Below are 3,341 nucleotides of genomic sequence, written 5' to 3' on the forward strand. Positions count from 1 at the left end.
ACGGTCAGCTTGCATCAGGGTTTCCGTCTAGCCTGCCTAATGATGCTGACTACATCTGCAGCAAATTCTTACGCGCTTGGCACGGCCACCCCAACCGACATTCCGGGGGTGCTAATTCTGGATGCTCACGTATCGGCCGATTACGTAAATAATATAACCGTTGGCCCTGCGGGCAATCCGCCCTTTGCTCCGGGCACTGAGGTGAATAAACTCCAGACAACTCAGCCGTTTATTGCCATCCGTTCCTATTACACCCCCTATGATTCCAGCAAATCCGGGCAAGCCGGTGGCTGGATTTCGCCGATTGCCGAGGTGCGCGGTCTGAGTCGTGCCGAATTATTATCAAAACTGGCGCTACCGATCAATCCTGATGGCACTCGGAACAACACCTTTGCGCTGGTTATGGTGCCGAGCGGGGTCAGTTTTTGGAGCGGACCCGCCGGGCCGATCACCAGTTCCAAGACGCCGCCTGTCGGCAGTTACTGGGGTGCTGGCGGCGGCATTCAGTACTATGTGGGGCGCAAGGCCGGTGACGTCCCGGGATTTCAGGTGCCACTCAAGAATTACGTATTGGCAGCCCCCATGGGCGAAACAAATCTTCTTGCTTATAGCCCAAGCCTGAGCGGCAATGCCCACCGTGTCGGGCAGTACCTGGATGGTCTGTCGGTGCAAGCCTACAGCGATCTGGATCGGGTACTGACAACACTGGACATGATCAATCTCTCGGCACCTGCCGGGGATCAAAAGCTGCAACAGGTCATCGGTCAACTGGGGGCGGAGCGGTATGGTGCGCTTGGCCTGGCAAGTCTCTACCAAGCGCGACTGTTCATGGATCGCATGAGCGAATTTTCTGGAAAGTTAAATCCTGCAGGGGGAGGCGCCTCTGTAGTCAGCGACGTTGGAAATCTGACCTGGATGCAAACCCAAGGGGCACGTGCCAAGCAGTCATCGGACGCCGATCGCACGGGATTTACCCAAACAACGACGATGCTGGTCGCTGGTACTGAAACGAAATACGCGGAGAACTGGAAGCTAGGTGTTGCCGCCGCCTACTTGTTTTCCAACCTCGATTGGGCGAATAGCGCTCCGGGTGACGGCGAGTTAAAGACAGGCTATTTGGGTGGCTACGCAACCTACCGGGTCGATGACTTTAGGGCAACGGGTCAGGTTTTTCTTGGCTACAGCCGCATTGATACAAGACGAAACATCAACATCCCAGACGCAGGCTTGTGGCCAGGTTACTCCTTCGCGATTGATCGAATAGCCAACGGATCAACCGAGGTCAAGGCGAGCGGTATTCGCCTCGACATCACTCAAATGGCCACCCTCGGACAAACAAAGTTGGCCCCGTTTATAGGTATTGACTACCAACACTTCGCGCGGGGGCAATTTACTGAAACGGGAGCTGGCAGCACCAATCTGCAAGTGCAATCAAAAAACATGGACGATTTGCGTTTGCGGCTTGGTGTTTCAGTTGAGCATACAATGGGACGCACGAGCAATTTGGACTGGTCTTTGCATAGTCACCTATTGACGGCTCACAGGCTCAGTGGATCGTCCGGGGAACTGGTTGCGAGCTTTGAGGCGCAAAACAGTTCGTTTTCATCAAACGCCTGGCGCTCCCCTAAAGTGCTTAACCAGGCAGGTATTGGCATGACCGGGCGAGGCCAGACTGCCGATTTCGCTCTGAATTACAATTACGAGCAGGGCTCAGGATTTGCGGCAAGCACATTGACGCTCAGCGCGGACTGGCGATTTTGAACAACCCTCAGCCCAAGGCTTCCTGTCAGGTATCAGCCTGCTTTGGCTTGTTACCCTCGGGCACAGACAGGAGAGGCCGGGTTACAGAAATTGACTGAATTTGGCTTTGCTTCTGTTTCAGATCAGCACTACGTCACAGACGCCAACGGTAATTCGAAAGTTGGCGCCATAGCAGATCAGCTTTCGCATCTCACGACTTACGCCAGACACCAAGAAGCAATTTTCCAATGCTGTTCCTTGATTCTTGGCTCGCCTTGCAATTTCACGGAAGGCTCGTTGGTTCAAACGGACAATTCGTCCCACATATTTATTAAGGTTCATCCAATACCTCGCGGTTGATTAGAATGATGGGTTATCTCTGATGTACTGTTGTTGAACTATTCATAATAGGCGGTTCTTCGCGCAGTATCTAGAAAAACTTGTAGGCTCTCTGTGATTGAATTTCGGTGGTGATGGACATCATCTCGTTGAGTCCGCAACTCTCCACAGATTCCGCCTGTAACCCTGTGGGTAACCACTGGATAACTACCGTAGGTTGATCCCAGGTCAGGGATTATTTCGGTTGCTCAAGGATTGGGCGTTACAGATTGGCGATGATCAGCAAAACATGAAGGCCAGCCAAGCTGGATCTTCGATGAAGCTCAGTAGCAGGAAGCTGCCAATGCGAAACGACAAGAATTCCAGGTTGGTAGAAAACTCACTCGAAGTCATCGTTGTGCAACATTTCTGAAAATTGCACCTTGTTTATGTGGATGTCCGGTGGGAAGAAGGGGCAACAGACCAAGGATAGTAGGGGGAGACCGTGGATTCTACGAGTTCTACATCTGAGGCGTCGGCAACGATTCGGAAGTTTGCATTATTACAGGTCATTCACTCCTCCCTTAAGGAAGGAACTTGTTATAGGAAGACACGGTAGGAGCAAAAGCCCTGGAGCCTTACCTCGTACTAAAGATACGGGGCTTGCGGCTCCTATCGGGTCACCTTTTGCAGTGTTCTATTGACCTCGCTCACCAAGAAGCGGTTTTCCAAGTCATGGCGGCCTTCACGTATGGCTCGGATTTTTATCTCCTGAAATAAATGGTCGTTGAGACTGACGATTCGTCCAATGTAGTGGTTTAGCATTTGTTTCATCTTTGAATATCCTCAGCTTTCCTGTGACCGTATGTGAATTGCCGCGCATTGGCGTCATTCGTCTCCTCCCTTAAGGAAGGCGTTTGTGCAGAAGACCCGGGTAGAGACAAAAGCCCATCGTCGAGACTTACTCCGGCATAAATACCGGGGCTTGCGTCTCGACTCGGGTCAGGAATTCAATCGGCACAGTTAAAAAAATCCCCACCATGTCATTCGTCTCTCCCTATAGGAGGGAGCTTGCGAAGAAGAAACGGGTTGAGACAAAAGCCCATCACTTCGCCTTACACCGGCATAAATACCGGTGCTTGCGTCTCAACTCGGGTCATTAGCGGGGATTCAAATCTCGAAAGGGGGTTTCGAGAGGAGGGTTGATTCGATGGTTGGAGTTTATGCTGTGTTATGGCCCGCTCAAATCCAGACAAACAAACCCGAGCTGGATGAGGATGAGA

General features: G+C 51.9%; 1 protein-coding gene. It reads left to right on the forward strand.

The genetic code is table 11. The annotated features are described in order from the left end of the window. The coding region (locus tag ACOYNV_RS26855) for an autotransporter outer membrane beta-barrel domain-containing protein (RefSeq protein WP_422902881.1) at positions 1–1,761 on the forward strand (1,761 nt) is incomplete at its 5' end. Positions 1,762–3,341 lie beyond the last annotated feature (1,580 nt).

Origin of the sequence: Propionivibrio sp. (assembly GCF_049316945.1) — a bacterium.
GTDB lineage: Bacteria > Pseudomonadota > Gammaproteobacteria > Burkholderiales > Rhodocyclaceae > Propionivibrio.